This is a genomic window from Pseudomonas idahonensis, assembly GCF_037903935.1.
GTDB classification, from domain to species: Bacteria; Pseudomonadota; Gammaproteobacteria; order Pseudomonadales; family Pseudomonadaceae; genus Aquipseudomonas; species Aquipseudomonas danubii.
This window is the reverse complement of record NZ_CP149586.1, coordinates 6,358,714-6,383,220: the sequence shown is the minus strand read 5'-3', so window position 1 is coordinate 6,383,220 and position 24,507 is coordinate 6,358,714. Positions and strand designations below refer to the sequence as shown.

Sequence of the window (24,507 nt, the reverse complement as noted above, 5' to 3'; positions counted from 1 at the left end):
CCCGGCTGACAAGCGCGCCCTGTGCAGGAGCTGGCTTGCCAGCGAAGGCGTCATTGGGATTTGCGCCGCTCTGTCGGGCCTCTTCGAGGCCGCAGGGGCGAAAGATCAGTTGCTGGACAGTTTGTCGCCCCGGGCGAAGCGCCAGGTGCGGATGATTTCCAGGCGGTCGATGTCCGACAGGTCGCCGGTAAAGGGGGCGAACGGCGCCGCCAGGCGCACGATGCGTTGGGCGGCCTGGTCCAGCAGCGGCTGGCCGGAGGACTCCAGCACCAGCACTTCGTACAGGGAACCGTCGCGGTTGATCGAGACCATCAGCCGCAAGTTGCCGTAGATCTGCTTGCGCCGGGCTTCCTCGGGGTAGTTGAGGTTGCCGATGCGCTCGACCTTCTTGCGCCACTCGTCCTTATACCAGGCACCCTTGTCGCGCATGGTGGAGGCGGCGCTCAGGCGGTGGATGCGTGGACGCTTGGCGTACAGCTGCTGTTCGTTGGCCAGCTCGGCTTCCAGGCTGGAAATCTCGCTGGACAGTTGGGCGCTGTCGAAGCGCGGGGTATCGGCCTTTGGCGTCGGGTCTTTCTTGACCTCTTCACGCTGGGTCACGGTCTTTTTCGGCTTCGGCGCGGTGGTGGCCACGGCCGCTTTGGGCGCGACTTCCTTGACTTCAGGTTTGACTGACGGTGGCGGCACGACCTTTTTCACCGAGTTGTCCTGAAAGGGGGCGACTTCGGTGGTTTTCGGAATGGCTTTCTTGTCCAGGGTGCCGCTGCCTTCCTGGTTTTCCTGGGCGAGGAAGTCGGCCTTCTTCGGCTGGGTCTCGCTCTTGAAGGTGGCCAGGGTGATTTCCAGGGTCTTGCTGATCGCCTTGGGTTCGGCAAAGGAAAAGCCCAGGCCGAGGATCAGTGCCAGGTGCAGGAGCGCCGCCAGGAACAGGGTAAATCCCAGGCGATCGGCCGCGCGCACGCCGCTATGGGCCAGCTCGGGGGGCAGATCGGACGGGAGGTTCATCGACGGTTCGACATCACAGGAGGCATCACACAACCAACATCACGGTTTCACAGGCGGCGCATGATAACGCAATGTTGGTTTCAAGCCTTGAGTGCCAAGCTTCAAGCGACAAGCTGCAGCTTGATGCAGATCAAGCTTGCGGCTTGTTGCTGGCGGCTTGCAGTTTGCGTTCGATGGCATCCATCAGCCGTGCGCCGATCTGGGTGCCGAAGGCATTGTCGATTTCACGGATGCAGGTGGGGCTGGTGACGTTGATTTCCGTCAGGTGCTCGCCGATCACGTCGAGGCCGACGAACAGCAGGCCCTTGGCCCGCAGGGTCGGGCCGACCTGAGCGGCAATCCAGCGATCCTTGTCGCTCAGTGGACGGGCCTCGCCACGACCGCCGGCGGCCAGGTTGCCACGGGTTTCACCGGCGGCGGGGATGCGCGCCAGGCAGTAATCCACCGGCTCGCCATCGATCATCAGGATGCGCTTGTCGCCGTCCTTGATGGCCGGCAGGTAGGCCTGGGCCATGATCTGCTGGCTGCCGAGCACGGTCAGGGTTTCCAGGATCACCGACAGGTTCGGGTCGCCGGCGCGGTGACGGAAGATCGAGGTGCCGCCCATGCCGTCCAGGGGCTTGAGAATCACATCGCCATGCTGGGCGGCGAACTCGCGCAATACATCGGCGCGACGGCTGACCACGGTGGGCGGGGTGCACTGTGGGAACAGGGTGGCAAACAGCTTTTCATTGCAGTCGCGCAGGCTCTGGGGCTTGTTCACCACCAGCACGCCGGCGCTTTCGGCCTGTTCCAGCAGGTAGGTGGAGTAGACGAACTCCATGTCGAAGGGCGGGTCCTTGCGCATCAGGATCACGTCCAGATCGCTCAGCGGGCAGTCGATCTCGGCATCCAGCTCGAACCATTTCTCCGGGTTGGCGAACACCTGCAGCGGACGCATGCGCGCCCGGGCCACGCCGGCGCCCTGGTACAGATCGCGCTGCTCCATATAGAAGAGGGTCCAGCCGCGCTCCTGGGCGGCCAGCAGCATGGCCAGCGAGCTGTCCTTCTTGTAGGAAATGCTGGCGATAGGGTCCATGACAATCCCGACGCGAACGCTCATGGGTGGATTCCTTTAAGAAAATGAGTGGATGCAAGGCAAAAAAAGTGGCGTCAGAGTGGCGCTGACAAGGGCCTGGGTCAAGGAAAAACCACTGCCTGGCGTGGTCCATAGATTGCAGGGGGGAGAGTGTGCTAAAAAGGCTCGCATGCCGGGCCGAGGCCTTGAAGTTCAAGGGTTTGGGGCGTTGGCCAGCGGTACCGGATCAAATCATTCGCTGGGGCGATGGCAGAGCAGATATGGAACAGCATTCCAACGCCTTGAAGGTGATGGTGATCGACGATTCGAAGACGATTCGCCGCACGGCCGAAATGCTGCTGAAGAACGTCGGCTGTGAAGTCATTACCGCAGTGGACGGCTTCGAAGCGCTGTCGAAGATCGTCGACCACCACCCCGGAATCATTTTCGTCGACATCATGATGCCGCGGCTCGACGGTTATCAGACCTGTGCGCTGGTGAAGAACCACAGCGCGTTCAAGTCCATTCCCGTGATCATGCTGTCCTCCAAGGACGGCCTGTTCGACAAGGCCAAGGGGCGTATCGTCGGCTCCGACCAGTTTTTGACCAAACCCTTCAGCAAGGAAGAACTGCTGAGCGCAATCAAGGCCCACGTTCCGGACTTTGTCGCGCTTGCGCCACAGTAGACACGCACAATGGTGTCCGGCCCGCGGGCCGCGCGCCTATACCGTATGGGGAAGACCATGGCTCGTATTCTGATCGTCGATGACTCGCCGACTGAAATGTACAAACTCACCGGCATGCTGGAAAAGCACGGCCATGAAGTGCTCAAGGCCGAGAACGGTGCCGACGGCGTGGCCCTGGCCCGGGAAGAAAAACCCGATGCGGTGCTGATGGACATCGTCATGCCCGGCCTCAACGGCTTCCAGGCCACCCGGCAGTTGACCAAGGACGCCGAGACCAGCCACATCCCGGTGATCATCATCACCACCAAGGATCAGGAAACCGACAAGGTCTGGGGCACCCGCCAGGGCGCCAAGGACTACCTGACCAAGCCGGTGGACGAAGAGACCCTGATCAAGACCCTGAACAACGTCCTGGCCGGCTGATCGCCCGGCCATGAGCGAATCCCAGACCGCCTTCGAGCTGCTGCTGGAGATCGACCAGCGCTGCCGCCTGCTGGCTGCCGACCTGCCGTCCCAGGAAACCCGCCAGCACAGCTGGAGCGGTATCGGTTTCCGCCTGGGAGAGCACTGGTACGTCGCGGCCATGGGCGAGATCAGCGAAGTCCTGCACGAGCCGCGCTACACCCTGCTGCCCGGGGTCAAACCCTGGGTCAAGGGCGTGGCCAACCTGCGTGGGCGCCTGCTGCCGATCATGGACCTGTGCGGTTTTTTCGGTCATGAACTGTCGCCCCTGCGCAAGCAGCGGCGAGTGCTGGTGGTGGAGTACAAAGAGCTGTTCGCCGGCCTGCTGGTGGATGAGGTGGCCGGCCTGCAGCACTTTGCCCAGGACAGCCTGGAGCCCGGCCTTGGCGGATTCTGCGACGCCGCGATCAATCCCTACCTGCAAGGGCAGTTCCGTCGTGATCAGGTCTGGCAGGTGTTCAGCCCCTTCGCCCTGGCCCGTTCTCCCGGGTTCCTGGAGGTGGCGGCATGAATGACGCCCCGACGGCTGTGCAGCCCGTTTGCAGTGCCATGGCAGGCCCGTGCCTTCCTGGATCAATCCATGCTGCCCTGGCGATGCGTGCGTCCCGGGGACCCGAACGCGGGACCGCCCGCTCGCCACAGGCCTGATCGATGACCAAAGCCAAAACCGGCAAGCCCCTGGAGGGCTCCCGCAGTCGCTCGCAGATCATCGTGCTGTTCATCGCACTGATCGTGTTCATCATGCTGCTGTTCGCCAACTTCGCTTACCTCAATACCCAGGCCACCTACGACAAGCAGTACATCGGCCATGCCGGCGAGCTGCGGGTGCTGTCCCAGCGCATCGCCAAGAACGCCACCGAAGCGGCGGCGGGCAAGGCCGCGGCGTTCAAGCTGCTGGGGGATGCACGCAACGACTTTGCCCAGCGCTGGGGCTATCTGAAGAAGGGCGACCCGGCCACCGGCCTGCCCGGGGCCCCGGTGGCCCTGCGCCAGGAAATGCGCGCCGTGCAGCTGGACTGGGAAAAACTGCTGAAGAACACCGACGCGATCCTGGCCAGCGAACAGACGGTGTTGTCCCTGCACCAGGTGGCCGCGACCCTGGCGGAAACCGTGCCGCAGTTGCAGGTGGAATACGAGAAGGTGGTGGAGATCCTGCTCCAGCGCGGCGCCCCGGCAGCCCAGGTGGCCATGGCCCAGCGCCAGTCGCTGTTGGCCGAACGGATTCTCGGTGCGGTGAATACGGTGCTGGCCGGCGACGAAAACGCCGTGCAGGCCGCCGATGCATTCGGCCGCGATGCCGCGCGTTTCGGCCAGGTGCTCAACGGCATGCTGCAAGGCAACCCGGGGCTGAAGATCAGCCAGGTCGAAGACCTCGACGCCCGGTCCCGCCTGACGGAGATTTCCGAACTGTTCGAGTTCGTTTCCGGTTCCGTGGACGAGATCCTCGAAACCTCGCCCGAGCTGTTCCAGGTTCGCGAATCGGCGAGCAACATCTTCAGCCTGTCCCAGACCCTGCTGGACGAAGCCTCGCTGCTGGCCACCGGCTTCGAGAACCTGGCCGGCAGTCGCAAGCTGGACACCATCGGCGGTTATGTCCTGGGCCTGCTGGCACTGGCGTCGATCATCCTCATCGGCCTGGTGATGGTCCGCGAAACCAACCGCCAGTTGCTGGAAACCGCCGAGAAGAACGAGCGCAACCAGAACGCGATCATGCGTCTGCTGGATGAGATCGAGGACCTGGCGGACGGCGACCTGACGGTGACCGCTTCGGTGACCGAAGACTTCACCGGCACCATTGCCGATTCCATCAACTATTCCGTCGACCAACTGCGCGACCTGGTGGCCACCATCAACCTCACGGCGGGTCAGGTGGCCGGCGCGGTGCAGGAAACCCAGGCCACCGCCATGCAGCTGGCGGAAGCCTCGGAGCATCAGGCGCAGCAGATTTGCGAAGCCTCCACGGCGATCAACGACATCGCCCAGTCCATCGATCAGGTCTCGGCCACCGCGGCGGAGTCCTCGGCGGTGGCCGAGCGCTCGGTGGAGATCGCCAACAAGGGCAACGAAGTGGTGCACAACACCATCCACGGCATGGACAACATTCGTGAACAGATCCAGGACACCGCCAAGCGCATCAAGCGCCTGGGTGAGTCTTCCCAGGAAATCGGCGATATCGTCAGCCTGATCGACGACATTGCCGACCAGACCAACATCCTGGCCTTGAACGCGGCGATCCAGGCCTCCATGGCCGGGGATGCCGGGCGCGGTTTTGCCGTGGTGGCCGATGAAGTGCAGCGGCTGGCGGAGCGCTCCTCGGCGGCCACGCGACAGATCGAGACCCTGGTGCGGGCGATCCAGACCGATACCAACGAAGCGGTGATCTCCATGGAGCAGACCACCACCGAAGTGGTGCGCGGTGCGCGCCTGGCCCAGGACGCCGGTGTGGCCCTGGAAGAAATCGAGGGCGTATCCAGGACCCTGGCGGCGCTGATCCAGAGCATCTCCAATGCGGCCCAGCAACAGACCTCCTCGGCCGGTCAGATTTCCCTGACCATGAACGTGATCCAGCAGATCACCTCGCAAACCTCGTCCGGCTCCACTGCGACCGCCGAGAGCATCGGCAACCTGGCGAAGATGGCCAGCCAACTGCGTCGCTCTGTATCCGGCTTTACCCTGCCGGCGACCCGGGGACCGGCCCCGAATGACAACCGCTGACGCTGGGAACCCGTTTGCGATCTGGCGAGCACAGAAGGTTTTGACTGGAGTGGTTATGGTTGACCGGCATGACTATGTGGCCCTGGAATGGGTCAAGGGCGAAATTGCCGAGACCTTGAAGCAGGCCTATCAGGCACTGGAGCACCTGGCGGACGATCCCCAGGCCTTGGACGCCCTCGACCAGTGCCTGGAGGGGATTCATCAGGTCCATGGCAGCCTGCAGATGGTGGAGTTCTACGGCGCCGCGCTGTTGGCCGAGGAGATGGAGAAACTCGCCCTGGCCCTGCAGCAACAGCGGGTGGCCCAGCGTGACGAAGCCCTGCGCCTGCTGCGCCAGGCCATCAGCCAGTTGCCCCAGTACCTGGACCGGGTGCAGAGCGCCCGGCGCGACCTGCCGTTGGTGGTGTTGCCACTGCTCAACGACCTGCGCAGCGCCCGGGGTGAAAGCCTGCTTTCGGAAACCAGCCTGTTCAGCCCGCAATTGCCCAGCCTGCCGCCTCTTTCCGACAAGGCCCTGGCGGCCCTGGAACCCCTGGAATTCCCGACCCAGTTGCGCAAGCTGCGACACATGCTGCAGACCGCGCTGGTGGACCTGCTGCGTGAGCAGGACGCCGAAAGTTGCCTGGGCCACATGGCCAAGGTCTTCGAGCGCCTGGAGGCCCTGTGCCAGGATGCGCCGCTGGCGCCTTTGTGGCATATCGCCTCGGCCCTGGTGGAAGGCATGCGCCAGAACGAGATCGCCAACAGCCCGGCGGTGCGCAGCCTGCTCAAGGACGCCGACAAGGAACTCAAGCGGCTCCTGGAGCAAGGCATGCCCGGCATCAACCAGGCGGCGCCTGCCGAGTTGCTCAAGAGCCTGTTGTTCTACATCGCCAAGGCGCGCCATCCCACTCCATTGATGCTGACCATGAAAGAACGTTACGGACTGGACGATGCCTTGCCCGACAGCGCGGTGGTCGACGAGGAGCGGGCCCGCATGGCCGGCCCCGATCGCGATGCCATGCGTTCGGTGCTGGCGGCCGTGTGCGACGGCCTGGTGCGGGTCAAGGAGCGCCTCGACCTGTTCGTGCGCAGCGATCGCCAGCACGCCGGCGACCTGGACAGTCTGCTGTCGCCGCTGCGGCAGATCGCCGACACCCTGGCGGTGCTGGGGTTCGGCCAGCCGCGCAAGGTGATCATCGACCAGTTGGCGGTGGTGCAGAGTCTGGCTCAGGGCCAGCGGGCGCCGGACGACGCGGTGTTGATGGATGTGGCCGGTGCCCTGTTGTATGTCGAGGCGACCCTGGCCGGCATGGTCGGCACTGTGGAGCCGGAGAGTCGCGAAGAAAGCCGCCTGCCCACCACCGACCTGACCCAGATCCACCAACTGGTGATCAGGGAGGCACGGCTCTGCCTGCAGCAGGCCAAGGACCTGATCATCGAGTGCATCGAAGGTGACTGGGAGCGCGAGCTACTGGTTTCGCTGCCAGAGCTGCTGACCCAGGTGCGCGGTGCCCTGGCGATGATTCCGCTGCCCCGTGCCGCCAGTCTGATGGAGGCCTGCAACCAGTTCATCGCCGAGCATCTGCTGCTGGCGCAACCCAGGCCGGCCTGGCAGCAACTGGACCATCTGGCTGACGTGATCACCAGCCTGGAGTACTACCTGGAGCGCTTGAGCGAGGACCATGAAGCCCCGGGCGAAAAGATCCTCGACGTTGCCGAGCAAGGCCTGGCCGCCCTCGGTTATGTACCGGTGGAACAGGTGCCGTTGCTGGATCAGCCCCTGAGTCCCAGCCAGGCCCAAGTGGCGCAGGACCTGCAGGCGCTGGATGATCCCCAGGTGGCACAGTCCCTGGCGGATGCGCTGGCGGTGCCGGTATCGGCCCTCAACCCGCCGGCCCTGATCACCCCGGGCAGCCTGCTGCCGCCCCCTCGGGACGAGGAGCCCGTGGACGACGAACTGCGGGAAGTGTTCCTCGAAGAAACCGAGGAAGTGCTGGAAATGCTTCGCGAGTACCTGCCGCGCTGGGCGGCCGACCCCCAGGGCACGTCCGCCCTGAGTGAGCTGCGCCGGGCCTTTCATACCCTCAAGGGCAGCGGCCGCATGGTGCGCGCGCTGGTGCTGGGGGAGTTGGCCTGGGCGGTGGAGAACCTCCTCAATCGGGTGCTGGAGCACAGCGTGGCCCCCGGCCCCGAGGTCCTGCAGCTGGTGGAGGACACGCTGGAGCTGTTGCCTGAGCTGATCGCCGAGTTCGCCGTCCAGGGTCAGCGTCAGCGCGATGATGTCGATCGCCTGGCGGCGCGTGCCCATGCCCTGGCCAAGGGCGCCGAGGAGCCCGCCAGCGTGGCGCCGGACGACCACGCCCTCGACCCGCAGTTGCTGGAAATCTTCCGGGCCGAAGCCCAGACCCACTTGGACAGCATCCAGCGTTTTCTCGATCAGGCCGCCGAGCACGTGCCGTTGCAGGCCAGCGACGCACTGCAACGTGCCCTGCACACCCTCAAGGGCAGCGCCTCCATGGCCGGAGTGCTGCCCATCGCCGAGCTGGCCGGGCCCTTCGACCAATTGGCCCGGGAGTACCGGGCGCACCTGATTCCCCTGGACCTGGACGAAGTGGAACTGCTGCTGGAGGCCGAAGGCCTGCTGCGCCGTGGCTTGCGGCAGCTGGACAGTGATCCGCTGGCGCCCATCGATGGTGCCCGCTCATTGGTCGGCCGCGTCCTGGTGCTGCTGGGGGAGCGGCTGGAAGCCTTGCTCAACGCCCCGGACAGTGCCCCTCGGGCCAAGCGCGATCCGCAACTGATCAATAACTTCCTGGCCCAGGGCATGGACATCCTGCTGGATGCCGAAAGCCTGTTGCGGCGTTGGCAGCAGCATCCCGGCGAGCGCCAGGAGCTCAGCGCCTTGCTGGACGAGTTGACCACCCTTGGCGAAGGCGCTCACCTGGCCGACCTGCATCCGGTGGATGAGCTGTGCGAGGCCCTGCTCGATCTCTATGGCGCCGTGGAGGAAAGCAGCCTGGCGGTCAGCGAGGGCTTCTTCAATGAAGCCGAAAGCGCCCATGAAGCCCTGATCAACATGCTCGACGAGCTGGCGGCGGGCCAGGAAGTCAGCCCGCGGCCGGAGCGGGTCGAGGCCCTGCGCAAACTGTTGCACCAGGGCCTCGACCCGTCCGCCACCGGCTTGATCAGAAGCGATGGCAGTCGCGTCCTGAGTATCAGTGAACTGGGGGCGGCCACCGCTGGCCTGGAGCAGGTTGCAGATCCTCTGCAAGCCGATGACGAGATCGTCGAGATCTTCCTCGAAGAAGCGGTGGATATCCTCGAAAGCGCCGACCAGGCCTTGCAGCGCTGGCTGGCCGATCCTGAAAATGCTGCACCGCTGTCGTCCCTGCAGCGGGACATGCATACCCTCAAGGGCGGTGCGCGCATGGCCGAAGTGGCCCCGGTGGCGGAACTGGCCCATGAGCTGGAGTCGCTGTACGAGGGGCTGGTGGACCGGCGCTACAGCCACAGTCAGCACCTGGGCCTGCTATTGCGCAGCAGCCATGAGCAGTTGGCGCTGCTGCTGGAGCAATTGCAGGGGCAACGGCCGCTGGACGAGTCCCGGGCCCAGGTCGATGCCGTGCGTGTCTACCGGCAGCAGGCCGCAAGCCCTGCGGAACCGGTGCCGAGCGCGGCGCAGGAAGACAGTGCCGCCCAGGACCCGGAACTGCTGGAGATCTTCCTCGAAGAGGGCTTCGACATCATCGACAGCTCCGCCGCGGCCCTGGGGCGCTGGCAGGCCGACCCCCAGGCCCGCCAGGAAGTGGAAACCCTGCTGCGGGACCTGCACACCCTCAAGGGCGGTGCGCGGATGGTGGAAATTGCCCCCATCGGCGATCTGGCCCACGAGCTGGAGTTTCTCTTTGAAGGCCTGTCCGCCGGCCTGCTGCAACCCAGCCCGGCGCTGTTCACCCTGTTGCAGAAAAGTCACGACCGTCTGGCGCAGATGCTCGACGCAGCCCGGGCTGGCCAGCCCATCGAGGCGGCGCAGAAACTCATCGACGCCATCCACGACCTGAGCCATCCCCGTGTGCCGTCCACGTCTGGGGTGCCAACCCCGCTACCGGCGAGCAAGCCCGAGCCTGTCGCACCCGCTCCAGAAGCGGCGGCAGCCGGGGACATGGTCAAGGTATCGGCGGAGTTGCTGGACGACCTGGTGAACCTGGCCGGGGAGACGTCGATCTTCCGTGGCCGCATCGAACAACAGGTCAACGATGCCCGGGTGGCCCTTGGCGAGATGGAAACCACCATCGAGCGGATGCGTGACCAGCTGCGCCGCCTGGACACCGAGACCCAGGGACGGATTCTCAGCCGCCAGCAGGTGGAGGCCGAGCGCCTGGGCTACGAAGAGTTCGACCCCCTGGAAATGGATCGACACTCGCAGTTGCAGCAGCTGTCCCGGGCCCTGTTCGAATCGGCCTCGGACTTGCTGGACCTCAAGGAAACCCTCGACCGACGCAACCATGACGCCGAGAACCTGTTGCAGCAGCAGGGGCGCATCAACACCGAGTTGCAAGAAGGCCTGATGCGCACCCGCATGGTGCCTTTCGAGCGCATGGTGCCAAGGCTCAAGCGCATCGTGCGCCAAGTGGCCGAAGAGCTGGGCAAGGACGTGGAATTCGTGGTGGGCAACGCCGAGGGGGAAATGGACCGCAACGTGCTCGAACGCATGGTGGCGCCCCTGGAGCACATGCTGCGCAACGCCGTGGACCACGGCCTGGAATCCGTCGAGGCGCGGCTGGCCGCCGGCAAGCCGCGACAGGGGCGGATCACCCTCGACCTGTCCCGCGAGGGCGGCGACATCATCTTCGACATGCGCGACGACGGTGCCGGAGTGCCCCTGGAGGCGGTGCGCAACAAGGCCATCAAGCGCGGCCTGCTGGACCCGCAGGCGCCCATCAGCGACCGCGAGGTGCTGCAGTTCATCATGCAGCCGGGCTTTTCCACCGCCGAGAAGATCACCCAGATCTCCGGGCGCGGCGTGGGCATGGACGTGGTCCATGAAGAAGTGCGCCAACTGGGCGGCAGCATGAGCATCGACTCCATTGCCGGCCAGGGGGTGCATTTCCGTATTCGCTTGCCATTCACCGTCTCGGTCAACCGGGCATTGATGGTGCAGTGCGCCGACGAGCAGTACGCCATCCCGCTGAACACCGTGGAAGGCATCGTCCGGGTGCTGCCGGGTGAACTGGACGCCTATTACCAACTCGACCCGCCGCGCTATGAATACGCCGGCCAGCGCTATGACCTGTGCTACCTGGGGGAGCTGCTGCACACCGTGCCGCGGCCCAAGCTCCTGGGCCAGGTGCTGCCGTTGCCGGTGCTGCTGGTGCACTGCAACGAGCAGCGTATCGCGGTGCAGGTGGACACCACGGCCGGCACCCGGGAGATCGTGGTCAAGAGCCTGGGCCCGCAGTTCGCGGCGGTGCAGGGCCTGTCCGGCGCGACCATTCTCGGCGATGGCCGGGTGGTGCTGATTCTCGACCTGCTGGCGCATATCCGCGCACAGCAGTTGCAAGCGCCCCTGCCGCGTCCGGCCGGGGAGGAAGCGGCCAGCGAGGTGGAGCCGCCACGGCCGATGCTGGTGCTGGTGGTGGATGACTCGGTCACCGTGCGCAAGGTCACCAGCCGCTTGCTGGAGCGCCACGGCATGAACGTGCTCACCGCCAAGGACGGAGTCGATGCCATGGCCGTGCTGGCCGAGCACACCCCGGACCTGATGCTGCTGGATATCGAGATGCCGCGCATGGACGGCTTCGAAGTGGCGATCCAGGTGCGCAACGATCCCCGTCTGCAGCACTTGCCGATCATCATGATCACCTCCCGTACCGGCCAGAAACACCGCGATCGGGCCATGGCCATTGGGGTCAACGACTACCTCGGCAAGCCTTATCAAGAGTCGGTGTTGCTGGAAAGCATCGCCCTGTGGAGCAAGAACCATGCTTGATCACCGCTCCAGCACCCTCACCGGGCTGTTGTTGCCCCTGGCCGACCGCACCCTGATCTTGCCGAACGTGGCGGTGGCCGAGTTGATCGACTACCAGCAGGGCGCCTTCGACCTGGACTCGCCACCCTGGTACCTGGGCCAGGTGCTCTGGCGCGAGCGGCGGATTCCGTTGATCAGTTTCGAATCGGCCTGTGGCAACAAGACGGTGATCGGCGAGCGGGCTCGCATCGTGGTGCTCAATGCCCTGGGCGGGCGCCCGGAACTGAAGTTCATCGCCTTGCTGGTGCAGGGCATTCCCCGTTCCTGCAAGCTCGACAGCCAACTGAGCTATGTCGACGTGCCCCTGGCGCCCCTGGAAAAAGCCGCGGTGCAGGTGGCCGAGCTGGTGGCCAAGGTGCCGGATCTGCTGGCGCTGGAAGAGTTGCTGGTGGGGGGGCTTTAGGGCCGCTTCGCCGGCCAGCCGGCTCCTGCACCAAACCGCCTGTAGGCGCGGGCTTGCCAGCGAAAGCAGCGCCTCAGGCAGTACGCAACCTGTCCCGCACTTCCATCAGCGCATAGCCCAGCAGGTTCAGGCCGCGCCACTGCTCTGGCCGGCTGGCCTTGGCGTCCTCGGCGGCCAGGCCAATGCCCCAGATCCGATCCACCGGGCTGGCTTCCACCAGCACCTGGTCCCGGGTGGACAGCAAGTACTCGCCCAGGGCCGAGTGCTGGCTGAACTTGGCCAGGTTGCCCCGCACCACGATGTCGAAGCGCGCCGCTTGCCATTGCGTGTCATCGAAACCACGAACCTCACGGCCCAGTTGCTTCACATCGGCGGGCGTCACGGCCTTGAGGATGCGCCCGTGGGTTTCCCGGTCGTCGAACAGCAGGGCCTTGCCGGCCATCATGAAGTGCTCGGCGCTGGGATAGTGGATGCCCTCGATCTCGAAACCGGCGGCAAACCACTGGCTGAAGCAACTTGGGGAAGGGCGCCCGTCCCGGGTCGGCTGGTGCCCCCAGAACATCAGGTAGTCGGGCTTCAGGCCGTGCTTGATCTGTTCCAGCAACGCCTGGTTCGAGCGAATCGGTGTGTCCATGCTGACTCTCATTATTGTCTGCTCAGGCCATTGGCTGGCCGGTTCGGTGGGCATTGTGTACCGAGAGCGAGAAACGGCGCCATTGGCTTGGCAATCGTTACGCTCAGCGTAACTATCCAACGCCGGGCTTGATTGATGACCCCAGGTTTCACTCCTATGGTGACTGCCACGACAGCGAACCCGTGGAGTGAGCATGACAACAATAATTTCCCCCGACGCACGCTGGTCGCGGCGGCGCAGCGAAAAGCAGCGGCGCCTCGAACAGGTGCGGGCCATCGCCGATGGCGTGGTGTTGCCGAGCGACAAGATCGTCGCCGCCCTGGAAGCCCTGATCCTGCCCGGCGACCGGGTGGTGCTGGAGGGCAATAACCAGAAGCAGGCGGACTTCCTGTCGCGGTCCCTGGCCAAGGCCGACCCGGCCAAGTTGCATGACTTGCACATGATCATGCCCAGTGTCGGCCGTTCCGAGCACCTGGACCTGTTCGAGCGCGGCATCGCCCGCAAGCTGGACTTCTCCTTCGCCGGCACCCAGAGCCTGCGCATCAGCCAGTTGCTGGAAGACGGGCTGCTGGAAATCGGCGCCATTCATACCTACATCGAACTCTATGCGCGGCTGGTGGTGGACCTGATCCCCAATGTGGTGCTGTCCGCCGGTTTCATGGCCGACCGCGCCGGCAATATCTACACCGGTCCCAGCACCGAGGACACCCCGGCGCTGATCGAGCCGGCGGCCTTCAGCGACGGCATTGTCATCGTCCAGGTCAACCAGTTGGTGGACGATGTCAGCGAGCTGCCCCGGGTCGACATCCCCGCCTCCTGGGTCGACTTCGTGGTGGTGGCCGACAAGCCTTTCTATATCGAGCCGCTGTTCACCCGCGACCCACGGCATATCAAGCCGGTGCATGTGCTGATGGCGATGATGGCGATCCGCGGCATCTACGAAAAACACAATGTCCAGTCGCTGAACCACGGCATCGGTTTCAACACCGCGGCCATCGAGCTGATCCTGCCGACCTACGGCGAGTCCCTGGGGCTCAAGGGCAAGATCTGTCGCAACTGGACCCTCAATCCCCACCCAACCCTGATTCCGGCCATTGAAAGCGGCTGGGTGGACAGCGTGCATTGCTTCGGCACCGAACTGGGCATGGAGAACTACATCGCTGCACGCCCGGACGTGTTCTTCACCGGCCGCGACGGCTCGCTGCGCTCCAACCGGATGTTCTGCCAGCTGGCCGGGCAATACGCGGTGGACCTGTTTATCGGCGCCACCTTGCAGGTGGACGGCGACGGCCACTCTTCCACCGTGACCCGCGGCCGTCTGGCCGGTTTCGGCGGGGCACCGAACATGGGCCACGACCCGCGCGGGCGGCGCCACGGCACTCCGGCCTGGCTCGATATGCGCCAGGATCAAAGCGATGCACCCCAGGCCATGCTCGAACGCGGCAAGAAGCTGGTGGTGCAGATGGTGGAAACCTTCCAGGAAGGCGGCAAACCGACCTTCGTCGAGACCCTGGATGCCGTGGAAGTGGCGCGCAAGAGCGGCATGCCCCTGGCGCCGATCATGATCTACGGCGACGACGTCACTCACCTGCTCACCGAGGAAGGCATCGCTTACCTGTACAAGGCCCGCTCCCTGGAAGAACGCCAGGCGATGATTGCCGCGGTGGCTGGGGTGACCGCCATCGGCTTGCGCCACAACCCCAAGGACACCGCGCGCATGCGCGGTGAAGGGCTGATCGCCTTGCCCGAAGACCTGGGCATCCGCCGGACCGACGCCAGCCGCGAGCTGCTGGCGGCGAAAAGCGTCGCCGATCTGGTGCAGTGGTCCGGTGGCTTGTACAACCCGCCCGCCAAGTTCAGGAGCTGGTAATGCACGCACTCAACCTGCAATCAAACAGCCTGAGTCTGGCCGAACGCCTGGCGGACCTGGCAGTGGACGCGCTGATCGACGAGGCCGACCTGTCGCCCAAGCCGGCCCTGGTGGACCGTCGTGGCAATGGCGCCCATACCGATCTGCACCTGGGCTTGATGCACGCTTCGGCCCTGGCCCTGTGGCCGGCCTTCAAGGAAATGGCCGAAGCGGCGCTGGCGTTCGGTGAAGTAGGCCTGCCTCTGCGCGAAGCCCTGGGCCGCATCGGCCGCGAAGGCGAACAGGCCATGCTCGCCACCACGGCGGGGGTGAATACCCATCGTGGGGCGATCTGGGCCCTGGGCCTGCTGGTGGCCGCCGCTGCGCTGGAGCCTCGATCCACAGGTGCCGGCAGCGTTGCGCTGCGGGCTGCGCGTCTGGCCCTGTTGGAGGATCGTTACGCGCCACGGCCCTTGAGTCATGGCGCCCAGGTGGCGCTGCGCTACGGCGTGCGCGGTGCTCGGGAAGAAGCCCAGCAAGGCTTCCCCTCGGTGCTGCAATGGGGGCTGCCACAGCTCAAGCGCAGCCGCGCCCAGGGCCATGGCGAACAGAACGCCCGGCTTGATGCCTTGCTGGCGATCATGAGCCGTCTGGCGGACACCTGCGTGCTGTACCGCGCCGGTGAGCAAGGCTTGCAGGCCATGCAGCAGGGCGCCCAGGCGGTGCTCGATGCCGGTGGCAGCGCCAGCCTCGCCGGTCGTCGTCGCTTGCATGAGCTGGACCTGCAACTGTTGACCTTGAATGCCTCGCCCGGCGGCGCCGCTGATTTGCTGGCGGCCAGCCTGCTGTTGGACCGGATCGAATCCGCCGACGCCTTTATCCAGGGAGCGCTGTAATGGAAACCTTGTCTTTTCAATTCCCCGCCGGCCAGCCCGGTCGTGGCCGCGCCCTGGTGGGCTGTGTTGGCTCCGGCGACCTGGAAGTGCTGCTGGAGCCGGGTCAGCCCGGCACATTGACCATCCAGGTGCAGACTTCGGTAAACGGCAGCGCCGACCGCTGGCAGCACCTGTTCGAGCGCATGTTCGACGGCCAGTTGCCGCCGGCGCTGCTGATCGACATCCATGATTTCGGCGCCACCCCGGGGGTGGTGCGCCTGCGCCTGGAACAGGGCTTCGAGGAGATCGGCCATGACTGACAGCGCACGTTTATTGAACAAGCACAGCTTCGTCGAGCTGGGCGCCCGGCAGCGGGCCCGCGCCTTGCTGGATGCCGGCAGTTTTCGCGAGCTGCTGGACCCTTTCCAGCGGGTCATGTCGCCCTGGCTGGCGCGTCAGGGCGTGGTGCCCCAGGCCGACGACGGCGTGGTGATCGCCAAGGGCAGCATCGCCGGTTTGCCGGTGGTGATTGCCGCCATCGAAGGCGCGTTCCAGGGCGGCAGCCTGGGTGAAGTGGGCGGGGCGAAGATCGCCGGAGCCCTGGAACTGGCTGCCGAGGACAACCGCAACGGCATCCCGACCTGTGCCGTGCTGCTGCTGGAAACCGGTGGCGTGCGCCTGCAGGAAGCCAACCTCGGGCTGGCGGCGATTGCCGACATCCATGCGGCGATTGTCGACCTGCGCCAGTACCAGCCGGTGGTCGGCGTGGTGGCCGGCAGTGTCGGCTGTTTTGGCGGCATGTCGATTGCCGCCGGGCTGTGCAGTTATCTCGTGGTCACCCAGGAAGCGCGCCTGGGGCTCAACGGCCCGCAGGTGATCGAGCAGGAAGCCGGGCTTGAGGAATACGACTCCCGGGACCGGCCGTTCATCTGGAGCCTGACCGGCGGCGAGCAGCGTTTCGCCAGTGGCCTGGTGGACCGTTACGTGGCCGACGATGTGACGCAGATCCAGGCCCAGGTCCGCGAGTTGCTGGCCCTGGGCTTGCCCGAGCGGCAACGCAGCCGCGAGGCCGATCTGTACCTGCAACGCCTGGCCCGTTTGGACACCACGCCGCAAATCGATGCGGCGACGGTTCGCGATCTGTATCAAGGAGACCGCTCATGAGTGCTTGTTCTTTGCGGGGTTTGAACTGGTTCAACGCCTTGAGTGGTGGCGCCGCGCTGGTGGCCGGCCTGCCGCCGTCGCTGCGGGTGGCCGATGGTGAATTGGCGGGGCAGCCGGTGCGTTTTATCGCCGTGGTGGCCGACCCGGAAAATCGCTTTCCCCGTGCCCGTCAGGGCGAGGTCGGCCTGCTGGAAGGCTGGGGCCTGGCCAAGGCCGTGGATGAGTTGATCGATGCCGACTGCGACCAGCCTCACAAGCGGACGCTGCTCGCCATCGTCGATGTGCCGAGCCAGGCTTATGGCCGTCGCGAAGAGGCCCTGGGCATCCATCAGGCCTTGGCGGCGGCGGCCGACAGCTACGCCCGGGCGCGGCTGGCCGGGCACCCGGTGATTGCCTTGTTGGTGGGCAAGGCCATGTCCGGAGCCTTTCTGGCCCACGGTTATCAGGCCAACCGCTTGATCGCCCTGCGCGATCCCGGGGTGATGGTGCATGCCATGGGCAAGGCGTCGGCGGCGCGGGTCACCCTGCGCAGTGTCGAGGAACTGGAAGCCCTGGCCGCCAGCGTGCCGCCCATGGCCTATGACATCGACAGCTACGCCAGTCTCGGGCTGCTCTGGGAAAGCGTATCGGTGCGGCAGATTGAACAGCCGGCAGTGGAGGATCTGGCGGTCGTCGAGGAGTGCCTGTTGGCGGCGATTGCCGATGTGCGGGCCAAAGGCGTCGACCTGAGCTGCCGTCTGGGGGCGTCGAACCGGGCGGCGTCGAGCCGGGTTCGCCAATTGCTGCGGGAACAATGGTGAACGGCCTCGGCCCCTGGCTGCCCCACGACTTGCTGTGGGGCATGACCCCGGCGCAGTTGGCCGCCGATGCGCCGGATTGGGCCTTTGCCGTGCTGGAGGCCGGGCAGCCGGTGGTGGTGCGGCGGGCGCTGACGGCGCCGGGGCAGATTGCTGTCGGCCTGCGCGGTCGCACCCGCGAGCAGCGCTACCCGGCTGTGCTGGCGTTGGAGTCGGTGCAGCGTGGGGTACATCCCGAGGCGCTGTGCCGGATGTCCGGCTCGCGCTCATTGCCGGCGCTTCGGGCGTTGCAGCAGTTACGCGGCGAGCTGGATGCCCTGGGCCTGGTCTGGGGCGTCAGCGGCAGCGCCGGTTTTGAGTTGGCCTGCGGGATTGCCGCGCTGCATCAGCACAGCGACCTGGACCTGATCCTGCGCACGCCGGAACCTTTTTCCCGGACTCAGGCCCGCGAGTTGCTGGCCCTGCTGGAGTGCGCCGAGTGCCCGGTGGATCTGCAACTGCAGGTGCCGGCCGGCGCTCTGGCCCTGCGGGAATGGGCGGGAACGGCGCCTCGGGTGCTGCTTAAAAGTGCCGAGGGCGCGCGCTTGGTCAGCGACCCCTGGTGCGCGCTGGAGCAGGCGGCATGAGCAGCTTGCTGGTGTTTCCGGGCCAGGGCGCGCAGCAGCCGGGGATGCTCCAGCGTTTGCCGCCAAGCCCTGAAATCCGCGCCTGCCTGGACGAGGCCAGCGAAGTGCTGGGGGAGAATGTGCTGACCCTGGATTCGCCCCAGGCCCTGGCCAGCACACGGGCCGTGCAGTTGTGCCTGTTGATCGCTGGCGTGGCCTGTGCCCGTACCCTGCTGCAAGCGCCGGTCAAGGCGGACTATGTGGCGGGCTTGTCCATCGGTGCCTACCCGGCGGCGGTGGTGGCCGGGGCCTTGGGGTTTGCCGATGCGTTGCGACTGGTGAGCCTGCGTGGCCAGTTGATGCAGCAAGCCTATCCGCAGGGCTATGGCATGACCGCATTGATCGGCCTGGATCTGGCGCTGGTGGAGGGGTTGCTGGCCCAGGTCCACAGCCCGCAAACGCCGGTGTACCTGGCCAACATCAACGCCGACAGCCAAGTGGTGATCGCCGGCAGCGATGCGGCGATGCATGCCGTGGCCGAGCTGGCCCGGGGTTGTGGAGTCGGCGTGGCCAAGCGTCTGGCGGTCAGCGTGCCGTCCCATTGCCCGTTGCTGGAACAACCGGCCCAGATCCTGGCCGCCGCTTTTGCCGAAGTGCCCTTGCAGGTGCCCGCCCTGGGTTATCTGAGCGGCAGCCGGGCCCGACCGTTGCGCACGGTGGAACAGGTGCGCGATGACCTGGCGTTCAACATGTGCCGGGTGGTGGACTGGCGCGGCACCGTGCAAAGCGCCTACGAGCGCGGGGTGCGCCTGCAGATCGAACTGCCGCCCGGCGCGGTACTCACCGGGTTGGCCCGCCGCGTGTTTGCCCAGGGGACGGTGATCGCCTTCGACGGCGCGCGCCTGGACACCTTGCAGGCGCTGATGCGTGAGGAGGGAAGCCGCGACCGATAGAGCACCGACTCAGGCTGACGAAGCACAAGAACAACAACTTCGACGATGCACTTTGAGGACAACAACAATGATTATCTACGGTGTGGCCTTCCTGGCCTTTTGTACCCTGGTGGGTATTTTCATCGGTGAGCTGCTGGGCAAATTGATCGGCGTGCCGGCCAATGTCGGCGGCGTCGGTATTGCCATGCTGCTGTTGATCGGCCTGGGCAGCTACCTGCACAAGCGCGGCTTGTTCGCCGGCAAGTCCGAGCAGGGCGTGGAGTTCTGGGGCGCGGTGTACATCCCCATCGTGGTGGCCATGGCCGCCCAGCAAAACGTGTATGGCGCCCTCAAGGGCGGGCCGATGGCGATCCTGGCGGGCACCCTGGCGGTGGTGATCGCCTTTGCCCTGGTGCCGGTGCTGGTGCGCATCGGCAACAAGGCGCCGGATGTGGCCGCTCCTCAGAAAACGGTGGGGTAAGGGCCATGTACGAATCGATGATGAAGGTTATTAGCGGCTACGGGCTGATCAGCGGTTTTGCAGTGATCGGGATCACCATGTGGGTCTCCTACTGGATCTCCAACACCTTTACCAAGGGCCGCCTGCATGGCTCGGCCATCGCCATTCTGCTGGGGCTGGTGCTGTCCTACGTGGGCGGCGCCTTCACCGGCGGGCAGAAGGGCGTGGTGGATATCCCGCTGCTTTCGGGCATCGGCTTGTTGGGCGGGGCCATGCTGCGGGACTTCGCGATTGTCGCCACCGCCTTCGGTGTCAGTGTCGAGGAGCTCAAGCGCGCCGGATTCGTGGGGGTGCTGGCGCTGTTCGTCGGGGTTGGCTCGTCCTTTGTGGCGGGAGTGGGGGTGGCCATGGCCTTTGGTTACACCGATGCGGTGAGCCTGACCACCATTGGCGCCGGGGCGGTGACTTACATCGTCGGGCCGGTGACTGGCGCCGCCATCGGCGCCAGCTCCGAGGTCATGGCACTGTCGATTGCCGCGGGGTTGATCAAGGCGATTCTGGTGATGGTGATGACACCCTTCGTGGCACCGCTGATCGGCCTCAACAACCCGCGCAGCGCGGTGATCTTCGGCGGCTTGATGGGCACTTCCAGCGGCGTCGCCGGGGGCTTGGCGGCCACCGATCCGAAGCTGGTGCCCTATGGTTGCCTGACGGCGGCGTTCTACACGGCCCTGGGCTGTCTGCTGGGGCCGTCGCTGCTGTTCCTGCTGATGCGTGGCCTGCTGGGCGCGTAGGCGCCGGCTTGCCGGCGAAGGGGCCTTTGAGACGTGCACAGGTCTTATGGACGCCTTCGCTTACGGCGGGTTGCGGTGTTGCGAATGACGCGTTTTGGCAGGAACCGGCTTCCTACGTGATTTGCCGATTGGCGTACATCCGGCATTCGGCCAACAGTGCCAACAGGTTCGGGTCGCGCTCCTTGGCCTTGAGAAACACCACGCCGATATGTTGCTGCAGGCGGTAGCGCGCCTGCAGCGGTATCAGTTTCACGCGGTTCTCGTAGACGGCCGCGATCCTCCCCGGCAGCAACGCATAACCCACCCCTGAACTGACCATGCTCAGCAAGGTGAAGATGTCGTTGACCTGCATCGCTACCTTGGGTTCGAACCCCGCCTGCTTGAACACCCGCACTCCGTCCTGATGAGTGGCAAAGCCTTGGGTCAGGGTGATGAAGGTGGCATCGCGCACATCGGCCAGGTCCACTTCACGCTGCTGGGCGAAGGGCGAATCGGCGGGAGTGGCAAGGAAAATGTCGTCGGAAAACAGCGGCAGTTGTTCGCAGTCCGGATCGTTGACGCTGTCGTCCAGGGAAATCAGGATGGCGTCCACTTCCATGTTCTTGAGCTTGTACAGCAGGTCGATGTTGGAGCCCAGGATCAGGTCGATGTTCAGTTCACTGCGGCGCAGCTTCAGGCCCATGATCAGCTGCGGCACGGTTTTCACCGTCAGCGAGTAAAGCGCGCCGAGCTTGAAACGTTCTGCCGAGAAGCCAGCCGCTTCACGGGTCAGGCGCACGCTCTCGACCACGTCCTGGACCAGCTTCTGGGCGCGTTCTTCGAGGACGAAGGCGCTTTCCAGCGGCGTCAGGTTGCGCCCTTCGTGCTTGAACAGCGGGCAGCGCAGGGCGTTTTCCAGGGAGTGGATGGCCCGGTGCACGCTGACATTGCTGGTCTGCAACTCGGCGGCAGCGCGGGCCAGATTGCCGGTGCGCATGAAGGCCAGAAACACTTCGAGCTTTTTCAGGGTCAACTCTTCGTCGATGAGCATGGACTGGCCTCGGCTGATGAGGGGCTGATGATGCCCGATGAGTCAGGGCGTGGCCGCTGGTTTTTTATTGGCCGTGCCCCAATAGACATGTTGCGCTTTCAAGCTGCAGGCCTGAGCCTTGCGTGTTTTTTCAATGTTTCAAGGGTGAGCGACAGATGTATCACGGAGAAAGATTCAACGCCTGGACCCACTTGCTGGGAGCGATCGCCGCGTTTGTCGGCGGGATCTGGCTGGTGGTGCTGGCCAGCCTCGATGGCGACCCGTGGAAGATCGTCGGTGTGGCGATCTATTCCTTCACCTTGCTGGTGCTCTACAGCGTGTCCACGGTCTACCACAGCGTGCGTGGGCGGGCCAAAGGCATCATGCAGAAGGTCGATCACTTTTCCATCTATCTGCTGATTGCCGGCAGCTACACCCCCTTCTGCCTGGTGACCCTGCGCGGGCCCTGGGGCTGGACCCTGTTCGGGATTGTCTGGGGGTTGGCGCTGATTGGCATCCTGCAGGAGATCAAGCCGCGTTCCGAGGCGCGAATTCTCTCCATCGTGATCTACGCGGTCATGGGCTGGATCGTGCTGGTGGCGGTCAAGCCGCTGCTGGCGGCCTTGGGCCCCACCGGTTTTGCCTGGCTGGCCTCGGGTGGCGTGCTGTACACCGTGGGCATCATCTTCTTTGCCCTGGATAGCCGCCTGCGTCATGCCCATGGCATCTGGCACCTGTTCGTGATCGCCGGCAGCCTGCTGCACTTCATCGCCATCCTGTTCTACGTCCTATAAGGGGTTGTCCAGCTGGGCCTGGGCCTGACGAGAGAAAATCTGCAGCAGGCTGGCCAGGGTGTGGGGCGGCGGTTCGGCGGTGCGGGTCACGGCGTACAGGGTGATGGGCAGGGGCGGACTCAGGGGGCGGATGGCGGTGCTGGCGGGTGAAGCGCCCAGGGCAGTGAAGGGGTCGATCAAGGCTAGCCCGGCACCGGACTCCACCATGGCCCGGGCCAGGGAGTAGGTCTGCACGGCAATGCTCACCCGAGGCGGCGGTTCCACGGTCTTGAGGTAGCTGTCGAGCCGGGCTGACAGCGGATCGGTGCTGCTCAGGCCAATCAGCGGTGCATCCGCCAGTTCCATCAGGGCCAGTGGCTGGCCCCGGGTTGGCTCCGGCCAGTAGTCCAGCGGTGCCAGGGCCACCAGCACGCCCTCGGCCAGGGGCTGTGCACAGAGCCCGGGGTGGTCCGGCCGCTGCAGGGTCAGGGCCACATCGATTTCCCGCATCAGCAGGTTCTGCACCAGTTCGCGGCTATGGGCGCTGGACAGTTCGCACAGGCTGTCCGGGTAGCGGCGGGTCCATTCGCTGATGGCCGGCGGCAGCAGGGCCAGGGCCAGGGCCGGGGTGGCGCCGATGCGCAGGCTCTGGCCCGGCGCCCGGCGCAGGTTCTGGGCCAGCCGCCTGACCCCTTGCAGGCTTTCGCTGACCTTGTCCACTTCCCGCTCCAGCTCCAGGGCTTCGGGCGTGGGCTGCAACTTGCCCCGTACCCGCAGGAACAACGGAAAACCCAGTTGCAGTTCGGCGTGCTGCAGGACCTTGCTCACTGCCGGCTGGGAGACGTGCAGCAGCTGCGCGGCGCCGCTGATGGAGCCGGTCTGGCGAATGGCCTGGAAGATTTCGATGTGACGCAGTCGCATGGGCAGTCCATAACCTTTGTTTATGGGTGGTCCATCTTTATTCATTGTTCGGCGCCTGTCACCTGCCCCTAACCTTGCGCCATTCAACAAGCGATCGGGGACAGTCATGAGTCAGCGGGTTTGCATCATCGGCGGTGGCGTCATTGGCCTGGCCAGCGCCTATGCCCTGGTTCGCCAGGGCCTGGAAGTGACGCTGGTGGAAGCCCAGGATGCCCTCGGCAGCCAGACCAGCTTCGCCAATGGCGGACAGTTGTCCTATCGCTATGTAGCGCCCCTGGCCGATGCCGGAGTGCCTTGGCAGGCCCTGGGCTGGATGCTCAAGGGCGACTCGCCGCTCAAGCTGCGTCCGCGCCTGGACCCGGCGCAATGGCGTTGGTTGGCGGGGTTTCTCGGCGCCTGTCGGCATTCGGTGAACCAGCGCAATGGCGCCCACCTGCTGCGTTTGGCATTGCTCAGCCAGAGCACCCTGCAACGCTGGCGCGAAGAGGATGGCCTGCAGGGCTTCGACTGGCGGCGCAATGGCAAGCTGGTGACCTTTCGTGAGCGTGGCAGCTTCGACCACGCCCGGCACAACCTCGCGGACCACCGCCAGCAGCAGGTGTTGTCGGCCGCCGAGTGTGCGGCGCTGGAACCGACCCTGGGCGACGCGCCCTTTGTCGGCGGCATCCACACCCCCGACGAGGAAGTGGCCGACTGTCATGGCTTTTGCCAGCAGTTGGCGGCGCGGCTGCGGGCTTCCGGGCGTTGCGAGATGCTCCTGGGCCAGCGGGTTCGGGGCATTCATCACCAGGGCGACCGGGTGCAGGCCATCGATCTGGGCGACCGGCTCTTACCGGTGGAGCACCTGGTGCTGGCGGCCGGTCACCGCAGCGCCGAGCTGCGCCTGCCCGGGCTCAAGCTGCCCCTGTATCCGCTCAAGGGCTATAGCCTCAGCGTGCCCATCGGTCCTGAGCACCGCGCGCCGGATATCAGCATCACCGACTACAACCGCAAGATCGTCTACGCCAGGATCGGCCAGCAGTTGCGGGTGGCGGCCATGGTCGACATCGTCGGCTTCGATCCGTCCCCGGACCCGGCTCGGCTGGCCTTGATGCGGCGTCAGGCCGAGCAGACCTTCGCCGCCGCCGGTGATTATGCGGCGGCCAGCGAATGGGCCGGGATGCGTCCCGCCACTCCCAGCGGCGTGCCGCTGATCGGCGCCACCGCCTATCGCAATCTGTGGCTCAACCTTGGTCACGGCGCGCTGGGATTCACCCTGGCCTGTGGCAGTGGCCAGCTGCTGGGCGAACTGATTGGCCAGCGTTCCACCAGCATCGACATGCAGGGCCTGGCGCCCCGCGTCGCCTGAACGTTCAA

At 65.4% G+C, this 24,507-nt stretch carries 22 protein-coding genes; 17 read left to right on the top strand and 5 right to left on the bottom strand.

Annotated features, from left to right (window positions below):
- Positions 1-105: 105 nt before the first annotated feature.
- A complete protein-coding gene (locus WIN67_RS28900) occupies positions 106-1,005 on the bottom strand; it encodes an energy transducer TonB (protein ID WP_110594340.1) in 900 nt (299 codons plus the stop codon).
- Positions 1,006-1,135: 130 nt separating this feature from the next.
- Positions 1,136-2,107, bottom strand: a complete 972-nt coding sequence (gshB, locus tag WIN67_RS28895; RefSeq protein WP_102881162.1) for a glutathione synthase — start codon at positions 2,105-2,107, stop codon at positions 1,136-1,138.
- A gap of 236 nt (positions 2,108-2,343) precedes the next feature.
- Here gshB and pilG point away from each other — a divergent pair, with 236 nt between their 5' ends.
- The 6 genes from pilG (at position 2,344) to WIN67_RS28865 (ending at position 12,338) form a co-directional block, all read left to right on the top strand.
- Entirely contained in the window at positions 2,344-2,748 is a 405-nt protein-coding gene (gene pilG, locus WIN67_RS28890) for a twitching motility response regulator PilG (RefSeq protein ID WP_025131048.1), read from the top strand.
- A 57-nt stretch (positions 2,749-2,805) separates the two neighbouring features.
- Positions 2,806-3,171, top strand: coding sequence for a twitching motility response regulator PilH (gene pilH, locus WIN67_RS28885; RefSeq protein WP_011064000.1), 366 nt, complete (start codon positions 2,806-2,808; stop codon positions 3,169-3,171).
- Positions 3,172-3,181: 10 nt separating this feature from the next.
- Positions 3,182-3,721: a chemotaxis protein CheW gene (locus tag WIN67_RS28880; RefSeq protein ID WP_102881161.1), complete on the top strand. Its 540-nt coding sequence runs from the start codon at positions 3,182-3,184 to the stop codon at positions 3,719-3,721.
- 140 nt (positions 3,722-3,861) lie between these two features.
- Complete coding sequence (locus tag WIN67_RS28875) at positions 3,862-5,925, top strand: methyl-accepting chemotaxis protein (RefSeq protein ID WP_102881160.1); 2,064 nt, start codon at positions 3,862-3,864, stop codon at positions 5,923-5,925.
- Between the two features lie 55 nt (positions 5,926-5,980).
- Positions 5,981-11,896 (top strand): Hpt domain-containing protein, encoded by a 5,916-nt coding sequence (locus tag WIN67_RS28870; RefSeq protein WP_339070365.1) that lies wholly within the window; start codon positions 5,981-5,983, stop codon positions 11,894-11,896.
- Positions 11,889-12,338 carry a chemotaxis protein CheW gene (locus WIN67_RS28865; protein ID WP_102862066.1) on the top strand — a complete coding sequence of 150 codons (450 nt, stop codon included), beginning with the start codon at positions 11,889-11,891 and terminating at the stop codon, positions 12,336-12,338. The genes WIN67_RS28870 and WIN67_RS28865 overlap by 8 nt, the downstream gene beginning before the upstream one ends.
- 73 nt (positions 12,339-12,411) lie before the next feature.
- On the opposite strand, the gene WIN67_RS28860 is transcribed toward WIN67_RS28865, so the two are convergent.
- On the bottom strand, positions 12,412-12,972 hold the full coding sequence (locus WIN67_RS28860) for an NADAR family protein (protein ID WP_253084030.1): 561 nt from the start codon (positions 12,970-12,972) through the stop codon (positions 12,412-12,414).
- A 193-nt stretch (positions 12,973-13,165) separates the two neighbouring features.
- Here WIN67_RS28860 and mdcA point away from each other — a divergent pair, with 193 nt between their 5' ends.
- The 9 genes from mdcA to madM all read left to right on the top strand — a co-directional run bounded on the left by mdcA (position 13,166) and on the right by madM (position 20,448).
- Entirely contained in the window at positions 13,166-14,842 is a 1,677-nt protein-coding gene (mdcA, locus tag WIN67_RS28855; RefSeq protein ID WP_339070364.1) for a malonate decarboxylase subunit alpha, read from the top strand.
- Positions 14,842-15,717, top strand: a complete 876-nt coding sequence (locus WIN67_RS28850) for a triphosphoribosyl-dephospho-CoA synthase (RefSeq protein ID WP_306382297.1) — start codon at positions 14,842-14,844, stop codon at positions 15,715-15,717. Before mdcA ends, WIN67_RS28850 begins: the two co-directional genes overlap by 1 nt.
- Positions 15,717-16,016 carry a malonate decarboxylase subunit delta gene (locus WIN67_RS28845; RefSeq protein ID WP_339070363.1) on the top strand — a complete coding sequence of 100 codons (300 nt, stop codon included), beginning with the start codon at positions 15,717-15,719 and terminating at the stop codon, positions 16,014-16,016. The genes WIN67_RS28850 and WIN67_RS28845 overlap by 1 nt, the downstream gene beginning before the upstream one ends.
- Entirely contained in the window at positions 16,009-16,860 is an 852-nt protein-coding gene (locus WIN67_RS28840) for a biotin-independent malonate decarboxylase subunit beta (protein WP_339070362.1), read from the top strand. Before WIN67_RS28845 ends, WIN67_RS28840 begins: the two co-directional genes overlap by 8 nt.
- Entirely contained in the window at positions 16,857-17,660 is an 804-nt protein-coding gene (mdcE, locus tag WIN67_RS28835; RefSeq protein WP_339070361.1) for a biotin-independent malonate decarboxylase subunit gamma, read from the top strand. Before WIN67_RS28840 ends, mdcE begins: the two co-directional genes overlap by 4 nt.
- Complete coding sequence (locus tag WIN67_RS28830) at positions 17,657-18,283, top strand: malonate decarboxylase holo-ACP synthase (RefSeq protein WP_110652467.1); 627 nt, start codon at positions 17,657-17,659, stop codon at positions 18,281-18,283. Before mdcE ends, WIN67_RS28830 begins: the two co-directional genes overlap by 4 nt.
- Entirely contained in the window at positions 18,280-19,215 is a 936-nt protein-coding gene (gene mdcH / locus WIN67_RS28825) for a malonate decarboxylase subunit epsilon (RefSeq protein ID WP_110652420.1), read from the top strand. The genes WIN67_RS28830 and mdcH overlap by 4 nt, the downstream gene beginning before the upstream one ends.
- 67 nt (positions 19,216-19,282) lie before the next feature.
- On the top strand, positions 19,283-19,675 hold the full coding sequence (gene madL, locus WIN67_RS28820; RefSeq protein WP_102881152.1) for a malonate transporter subunit MadL: 393 nt from the start codon (positions 19,283-19,285) through the stop codon (positions 19,673-19,675).
- A 5-nt stretch (positions 19,676-19,680) separates the two neighbouring features.
- On the top strand, positions 19,681-20,448 hold the full coding sequence (madM, locus tag WIN67_RS28815) for a malonate transporter subunit MadM (protein WP_102881151.1): 768 nt from the start codon (positions 19,681-19,683) through the stop codon (positions 20,446-20,448).
- A gap of 112 nt (positions 20,449-20,560) precedes the next feature.
- On the opposite strand, the gene WIN67_RS28810 is transcribed toward madM, so the two are convergent.
- The gene (locus WIN67_RS28810; RefSeq protein WP_047306474.1) at positions 20,561-21,478 is read right to left on the bottom strand and encodes a LysR family transcriptional regulator; all 918 of its coding nucleotides are present in this window, start codon (positions 21,476-21,478) and stop codon (positions 20,561-20,563) included.
- A 155-nt stretch (positions 21,479-21,633) separates the two neighbouring features.
- Here WIN67_RS28810 and trhA point away from each other — a divergent pair, with 155 nt between their 5' ends.
- Positions 21,634-22,251 carry a PAQR family membrane homeostasis protein TrhA gene (gene trhA, locus WIN67_RS28805; RefSeq protein ID WP_102881150.1) on the top strand — a complete coding sequence of 206 codons (618 nt, stop codon included), beginning with the start codon at positions 21,634-21,636 and terminating at the stop codon, positions 22,249-22,251.
- Here trhA and WIN67_RS28800 read toward each other — a convergent pair.
- Positions 22,246-23,151, bottom strand: coding sequence for a LysR family transcriptional regulator (locus WIN67_RS28800; RefSeq protein ID WP_339070360.1), 906 nt, complete (start codon positions 23,149-23,151; stop codon positions 22,246-22,248). The two genes, trhA and WIN67_RS28800, sit on opposite strands and share 6 nt — an antisense overlap.
- Before the next feature lie 106 nt (positions 23,152-23,257).
- On the opposite strand from WIN67_RS28800, the gene WIN67_RS28795 reads away from it, so the two are divergent.
- Entirely contained in the window at positions 23,258-24,499 is a 1,242-nt protein-coding gene (locus WIN67_RS28795; protein ID WP_339070359.1) for a D-amino acid dehydrogenase, read from the top strand.
- Positions 24,500-24,507 lie beyond the last annotated feature (8 nt).